This is a genomic window from Streptomyces sp. NPDC017202 (assembly GCF_044331705.1).
Taxonomy (GTDB): domain Bacteria; phylum Actinomycetota; class Actinomycetes; order Streptomycetales; family Streptomycetaceae; genus Streptomyces.
Genome location: NZ_JBIRNP010000045.1, coordinates 1 through 6,829, shown reverse-complemented (window position 1 = coordinate 6,829; position 6,829 = coordinate 1). Strand labels below are relative to the sequence as shown.

Below are 6,829 nucleotides of genomic sequence, written 5' to 3'. Positions count from 1 at the left end.
CGGACGAACTCCCACTCCGCATCGGACAGTTCATGGCGACGTATCACCCGACCATGATCCACCACTCAAGATCATTTGAAGACACCACCTAGGGCAGAGCGTACGTGGACGGCCCGGAGGGAGTAACGAGGTCCCATGCAGCACGGTCCCGCGGTGCGCCGCCGGAAGCTGGGCGCCGAACTGCGGGCGCTGCGTTCCCGTGCGGGCTTCACCAGTGGCGAGGCGGCCCGGCTGGTGGGCTGGCACCAGTCGAAGGTGAGCCGGATCGAGACCGGCACCAGCGGCACGAGACCGGCCGACGTGCGGTCGCTCCTCGACGCCTACGGCGTGGAGGACGCGCAACTGCGGGGGCTGATGCTGGCGTTGGCCGGCTCGGTCGAGGGCGACGGCCGCGAGCACTGGTGGCACGCCTATCGCGGGGTCCTGCCGCCCACCTACCGGGACTTCATCAGCCTGGAGTCACAGGCGAGCGCGATGCGCACCCTGGAGACCACCGTCGTGCCGGGGCTGTTGCAGACTCCCGCGTACGCCCGCGCGGTGACCCGGGCCGCGGTGGAGGGCCTCGACGAGGACCGGCTGGACGCGCTGGTGGAGGTGCGGCTGGCCAGGCAGGACGTGCTGCGGGCCCGGCCGCCGCTGGAGCTGGACGCGGTGCTGGACGAGGCGGTGCTGCGGCGGGAGGTGGGCGGTCCCGAGGTCATGGCGCGGCAGCTGGAGCGGCTGGTGGAGGCGGCGCGGCTGCCCCAGGTCAGGCTCCAGGTGCTGCCGTTCAGCGCCGGGGCCCACATCGGCGTCACCGGTTCTTTCGTCATCTTCTCGTTCTCGAGCGCTTCTGATCTGGATGTGGTCGTTCTCGACCACTTGACGAGTAGCGTCCACCTCGAACGGAAAGAAGACCTCCAGGCCTACACCAAGGCCTTCGACGCCCTTCGGGCGCACGCTCTCTCGCCCGGGGACTCTCTGGACTACCTCGCCGCGACCGCTGACGGCGCGTAAGGAGGCACCATGCCCGCACTGCCTCGGAACGTCCCCCGCAGCACCGATCCGCCCCGTCTTCCCCTCCCCCACCCCCAGGCTCTGCGGTGGCTGCGCAGCAGCTACAGCACGGGAGCCAACAACTGCGTGGAGACGGCCCGCCCGGACCGCGGACCGTGGGCCGGCCTGCTCGCCGTACGCGACTCCAAGGACCCGGCCGGGCCCGCCCTGCTCTTCTCCCCCGGGAGCTGGACGGACTTCACCGCCGCGTTCCGCTGATCCCGGCCCGTCGGCCGGCCGGCGCCTTCCGGCGCACGGCCGCGCCACGCCGGTTCATGACCGTGTCCCGTCGCCTCAAGGCCGCGTCCCGACGGTTCATGGCCGTGTCCCGTCGATCACCCGTACGGCGCGTTCGATCTGCGCCTCGCCGAGGTCCGCGCGGGCGGTCAGCCTCAGGCGTGAGACGCCGTCGGGCACGGAAGGAGGACGGAAGCAGCCCACGGCCAGGCCTGCCGCCCGGCAGTCCGCCGCCCAGCGCACGGCCGCTTCCGGGGACGGGGCCCGCACGGAGACGACCGCGGCGTCCGGACGCACCGCTTCCAGACCCGCGGCCGTCAGGCGCGCGTGCAGCTCGCCCGCCACCGCACGCGCGCGTGCCGCACGTTCCGGCTCGCGGCGCAGCAGCGTCAGGGCCGCCAGGGCCGCGCCCGCCGCCGCCGGGGCGAGCCCGGTGTCGAAGATGAACGTCCGGGCGGCGTTGACCAGATGGTCGATCACGCGCGCGGGTCCGAGCACGGCGCCGCCCTGGCTGCCCAGCGACTTGGACAGCGTGACCGTGGCCACGACGTCCTCCGCCCCCGCCAGTCCCGCCGCGTGCGGCGCGCCGCGGCCGCCCGCGCCGAGGACGCCGAGACCGTGGGCGTCGTCGACGACCAGCCCGGCGCCGTGCTCCCGGCAGGCGTCGGCGAGGGCCGCCAGCGGGGCCGCGTCGCCGTCGACGGAGAAGACCGTGTCGGAGACCGCCAGGGCCGGGCCGCCGCGCGTGCCCAGGGCCTTGCGCACGGCGTCGGGGTCGGCGTGCGCGACGACCTGCGTCGTGCCGCGGGCCAGCCGGCAGCCGTCGATGAGCGAGGCGTGGTTGCCCGCGTCGGAGACGATCAGGGAGCCGTGCGGGGCCAGCGCGGTGACCGCGGCGAGGTTGGCGGCGTAGCCGGAGGAGAAGACCAGGGCCGCCTCGAAGCCGCAGAAGTCGGCCAGTTCCCGTTCCAGTTCGGCGTGCAGCTCGGTGGTGCCGGTGACGAGCCGGGAGCCGGTCGCGCCGCCGCCCCAGGTCCGTGCGGCCCGTGCCGCGCCCTCGGTGATCTCGGGGTGGCGGGCGAGTCCCAGGTAGTCGTTGCTCGCGAGGTCCAGGAGGGGCGAGTCGGCCGGACGGGGGCGCAGGGTCCGTACGAGTCCGGCGGTGCGGCGCGCCTGCGCCCGCTCGTCGATCCAGCCGAACGCCATGGCTCGTCCTCCGGGGAATTTGTAGGCAGTGGACAGACACTAGCCGTACGTCGCGTATCCCATGGTGTGGCAATACCCACACCTCGAATGCACTTCGTTGTACGAACTCTCCCTGGCCCGCGCACGGGTCGGTAAGACAGGATCGGCTCTCATGGACCTGCTGAACACGCTGGTGGACAAGGGGCTTCGGCGCGAGCTGCCGACCCGCGAAGAGGCGCTGGCCGTGCTGGCCACGTCCGACGACGACCTGCTCGACGTGGTGGCCGCGGCCGGAAGGGTACGCCGTCACTGGTTCGGGCGACGGGTGAAACTCAACTACCTCGTCAACCTGAAGTCGGGCCTGTGCCCGGAGGACTGCTCCTACTGTTCCCAGCGGCTCGGCTCCACGGCCGGGATCCTCAAGTACACCTGGCTCAAGCCCGACGAGGCCTCGCGGGCCGCCGCCGCGGGGCTGGCCGGGGGCGCCAAGCGGGTCTGCCTGGTGGCGTCCGGGCGGGGCCCGACCGACCGGGACGTCGACCGGGTCTCCGAGACCATCAGGACGATCAAGGACCAGAACGAGGGCGTCGAGGTGTGCGCCTGCCTGGGCCTGCTCTCCGACGGTCAGGCGGAGCGGCTGCGCGAGGCGGGCGCGGACGCCTACAACCACAACCTGAACACGTCCGAGGAGACGTACGCGGACATCACGACCACGCACACGTACGCCGACCGGGTGGACACGGTGCACAAGGCGCACGCGGCGGGTCTGTCGGCGTGCTCGGGCCTGATCGCCGGCATGGGCGAGTCGGACGAGGACCTGGTCGACGTCGTCTACTCGCTGCGCGAACTGGACCCCGACTCCGTGCCGGTGAACTTCCTGATCCCGGTCGAGGGCACCCCGCTGGCCAAGGAGTGGAACCTCACCCCGCAGCGCTGTCTGCGCATCCTGGCCATGGTGCGGTTCGTCTGCCCGGACGTGGAGGTGCGCATCGCGGGCGGCCGCGAGGTCCATCTGCGCACGATGCAGCCGCTCGCCCTGCACCTGGCCAACTCGATCTTCCTCGGCGACTACCTCACCACCGAGGGCCAGGCCGGCAAGGCGGACCTCGACATGATCGCGGACGCCGGGTTCGAGGTGGAGGGCGCGGGCGAGGTGACGCTGCCGGAACACCGGGCCGGCGGCGGCTGCGGCTCGCACGAGGGCGGCGGCTGCGGATCCCCCGAGACCGCCGGCGGCTGCGGGTCGCACGAGCAGGGGGGTGTCTGCGGGTCGTACGAGGGCGGCGGTGTCCGCGATGCGGCTTCCGTCCCGCGGGTGTCGGCTTCCGTCCCGCAGGCGAACGAGGCCCGTACGGACCTGGTCGCCGTCCGCCGCCGGGGCGCCGGGACGGACCTCGCGCCCAATGCCTGAGCGGGACGTGTCCGAGCGGGACGTGTCCGAGCTGCTGGACCTCGACCGGCGGCATGTGTGGCATCCGTACGGTCCGATGCCGGGCCGGGTGGACCCGCTCGTCGTGGAGTCGGCGAGCGGGGTCCGGCTGCGGCTCGCGGACGGCTCCGGCGAGCTGGTCGACGGCATGTCCTCCTGGTGGTCGGCGATCCACGGCTACGGCCACCCGGTGCTCGACGAGGCGGCGCGGGCCCAGCTCGGGCGGATGAGCCACGTCATGTTCGGCGGGCTCACCCACGAGCCCGCCGTACGGCTGGCGAAGCTGCTCGTCGACATCTCCCCCGAGGGGCTGGAGCACGTGTTCCTCGCCGACTCGGGGTCGGTGTCGGTCGAGGTCGCGGTGAAGATGTGCCTCCAGTACTGGCGCTCGCTGGGCCGCCCCCGCAAGCAGCGGCTGCTGACCTGGCGCGGCGGCTACCACGGGGACACCTGGCAGCCGATGTCCGTGTGCGACCCCGAGGGCGGGATGCACGACCTGTGGACCGGGGTCCTGCCCCGGCAGGTCTTCGTCGGTCCGCCGCCCGCCGAGTACGACGAGACGTACGCGCGTGAGCTGCGTGCGGCGATCGGGCGGCACGCCGACGAGCTGGCCGCGGTGATCGTGGAGCCGGTGGTGCAGGGCGCGGGCGGGATGCGGTTCCACTCCCCCGCCTACCTGACGGTGCTGCGCGAGGCGTGCGACGAGCACGGCGTGCTGCTGGTGTTCGACGAGATCGCCACCGGCTTCGGCCGCACGGGCGCGCTGTTCGCCGCCGACCACGCCGGGGTGACCCCGGACGTGATGTGCGTCGGCAAGGCGATGACCGGCGGTTATCTGACGATGGCCGCGACGCTGTGCACGGGCCGGGTCGCCGACGGCATCTCGCGGGGCGAGGTGCCGGTGCTGGCCCACGGTCCGACGTTCATGGGCAACCCGCTGGCCGCGGCGGTCGCCTGCGCCTCGATCGAGCTGCTCCTCGGGCAGGACTGGCTCGCGGAGGTCCGGCGGATCGGGACGGGGCTGCGGGAGGGACTGGCCGCGGCCGCGGACCTGCCGGGCGTGAAGGACGTACGGGTGCTCGGTGCCGTCGGGGTCGTCCAGCTCGACCACGACGTGGACATGAAGGCCGCCACGCGGGCAGCCGTGCGCGAGGGCGTCTGGCTGCGGCCCTTCCGCGACCTCGTCTACACGATGCCGCCGTACGTCACCGGTGACGAGGACGTGGCACGGATCGCGCGGGCCGTGTGCGCGGCGGCGCGGGAGGGATGACCATGCCGATCCTGGTGATCACGGGGACGGGCACGGAGGTCGGCAAGACGGTCACGACCGCCGCCGTCGCCGCCGCCGCGCTCGCGGCGGGCCGCTCGGTGGCCGTGCTGAAGGCCGCCCAGACCGGCGTACGGCCGGACGAGCGCGGTGACGCGGACGAGGTCGCGCGGCTGGCGGGTGACGTCACGACCGCCGAACTGGCCCGCTATCCGGAGCCGTTGGCACCGGCGACGGCGGCCCTGCGGGCCGGGATGGTGCCCGTGCGGCCGCGTGAGGTCGCCGACGCGGCGGCCAAACTGGCCACCGAGCACGACCTGGTCCTCGTCGAGGGGGCCGGCGGGCTCCTGGTGCGGTTCGACGAGGCGGGCGGCACGCTGGCCGACGCCGCGGAGCTGCTGCGGGCGCCGGTGCTGGTGGTGGCGTCGGCGGGGCTGGGCACACTGAACACGACCGACCTGACGGCCCGTGAACTGCGTTTGCGGGGACTTGAGCTGCTCGGAGTGGTGATCGGCTCCTGGCCCGACGCGCCCGACCTGGCGATGCGGTGCAACGTCACCGACCTGCCGGACGTCGCCGGTGCCCCGTTGCTCGGCGCGCTGCCCGCCGGTTCGGGGTCGCTCGCCCCCGACGACTTCCGCGCGGCGGCCCCCGGCTGGCTGGCGTCCCGCCTGGACGGGACGTGGGAGGCGGAGGCCTTCCGCGGCCGGACGGAACCGGAGCCCTGGAGCCGGTCCCCGGTCTCACGAGGGGACCGGTAGTCCTCTTCCCCCTCTTGCTCCTCCTCGGCTCCCTGGCCGAGGAGACGGAGCAGTTCGACGCGGGAACGGGGGTGCGACGGGCCCGTACGGGGGAGAATCCCGGTAGGCCCGTCCGGCCCGGGAGGTCGCCATGCCGATACGGTCCGCCGGCTCCGGCAAGGTGCCCGGCGATCCCGTCCACCACCCGCTGTTCGCGCGCTGCTACGCCCGGTTGAGCGTGACCGCGGAGACCCGCGGGGGCCTGGCCGGGCTGCGCGGCCGGCTGCTCGCCGGGCTCTCCGGCCGCGTCATCGAGATCGGCGCGGGCAACGGCCTGAACTTCGCGCACTACCCGAGCACGGTCTCGGAGGTCGTGGCGATCGAGCCGGAGCGGCTGCTGCGCGCGCTGGCGGTGCGGGCCGCGCTGCGGGCCGAGGTGCCGGTGGACGTCGCGCCGGGCGCGGCCGAGGCCCTGCCGGCCAAGAGCGAGGCCTTCGACGCGGCGGTGTTCTCCCTGGTCCTGTGCAGCGTGCGGGACCTGCCGCGGGCCCTCGCCGAGGTACGGCGGGTGCTGCGGCCCGGTGGCGAGGTGCGGTTCCTGGAGCACGGCACGGGCGGCGGCCCGGCCATGCTCCTCACCCAGCGCGCGCTGGACCGGACGGTGTGGCCGCTCCTCAGCGGCGGCTGCCACCTCTCCCGCGACCCGGTCGGGGCGCTGCGCGACGCCGGGTTCGAACTCGGCCCGTACCGCAGTCTGCTGGTCCCGGAGAAGGGACCGGCGCTGCCCGCGTCGTACTGCCGGCTGGGCACGGCCTGGCGGCCGGCGACCGACGGGGCGCCCGGCTAGGGTCTTTCGTTTGGATCAGGCCGGATCAGGGAGCGGGGCCTGGTGCCGTTCATCGCAAGGCGGAGGAGGGCGCCATGGCGGAGCCATGG

The 6,829-nt window shown here is 73.9% G+C and carries 7 protein-coding genes; 6 read left to right on the top strand and 1 reads right to left on the bottom strand.

Translation table 11 applies throughout. From position 1 onward, the window contains the following. Window positions 1-135: 135 nt before the first annotated feature. Window positions 136-996: a helix-turn-helix domain-containing protein gene (locus ACH4N1_RS34905; protein ID WP_398104544.1), complete on the top strand. Its 861-nt coding sequence runs from the start codon at window positions 136-138 to the stop codon at window positions 994-996. A gap of 9 nt (window positions 997-1,005) precedes the next feature. Next, window positions 1,006-1,254, top strand: a complete 249-nt coding sequence (locus ACH4N1_RS34900; RefSeq protein WP_398104542.1) for a DUF397 domain-containing protein — start codon at window positions 1,006-1,008, stop codon at window positions 1,252-1,254. 96 nt (window positions 1,255-1,350) lie between these two features. On the opposite strand, the gene ACH4N1_RS34895 is transcribed toward ACH4N1_RS34900, so the two are convergent. Then, complete coding sequence (locus tag ACH4N1_RS34895) at window positions 1,351-2,478, bottom strand: 8-amino-7-oxononanoate synthase (RefSeq protein WP_398104540.1); 1,128 nt, start codon at window positions 2,476-2,478, stop codon at window positions 1,351-1,353. 151 nt (window positions 2,479-2,629) lie between these two features. Here ACH4N1_RS34895 and bioB point away from each other — a divergent pair, with 151 nt between their 5' ends. The 4 genes from bioB (at window position 2,630) to ACH4N1_RS34875 (ending at window position 6,740) form a co-directional block, all read left to right on the top strand. Then, on the top strand, window positions 2,630-3,868 hold the full coding sequence (gene bioB, locus ACH4N1_RS34890; RefSeq protein ID WP_398104538.1) for a biotin synthase BioB: 1,239 nt from the start codon (window positions 2,630-2,632) through the stop codon (window positions 3,866-3,868). Further along, window positions 3,861-5,156 carry an adenosylmethionine--8-amino-7-oxononanoate transaminase gene (locus tag ACH4N1_RS34885; protein WP_398104536.1) on the top strand — a complete coding sequence of 432 codons (1,296 nt, stop codon included), beginning with the start codon at window positions 3,861-3,863 and terminating at the stop codon, window positions 5,154-5,156. Before bioB ends, ACH4N1_RS34885 begins: the two co-directional genes overlap by 8 nt. A gap of 2 nt (window positions 5,157-5,158) precedes the next feature. Then, a complete protein-coding gene (gene bioD / locus ACH4N1_RS34880; RefSeq protein ID WP_398104546.1) occupies window positions 5,159-5,914 on the top strand; it encodes a dethiobiotin synthase in 756 nt (251 codons plus the stop codon). 130 nt (window positions 5,915-6,044) lie between these two features. Continuing rightward, complete coding sequence (locus ACH4N1_RS34875; RefSeq protein WP_398104534.1) at window positions 6,045-6,740, top strand: class I SAM-dependent methyltransferase; 696 nt, start codon at window positions 6,045-6,047, stop codon at window positions 6,738-6,740. Window positions 6,741-6,829: the final 89 nt, after the last annotated feature.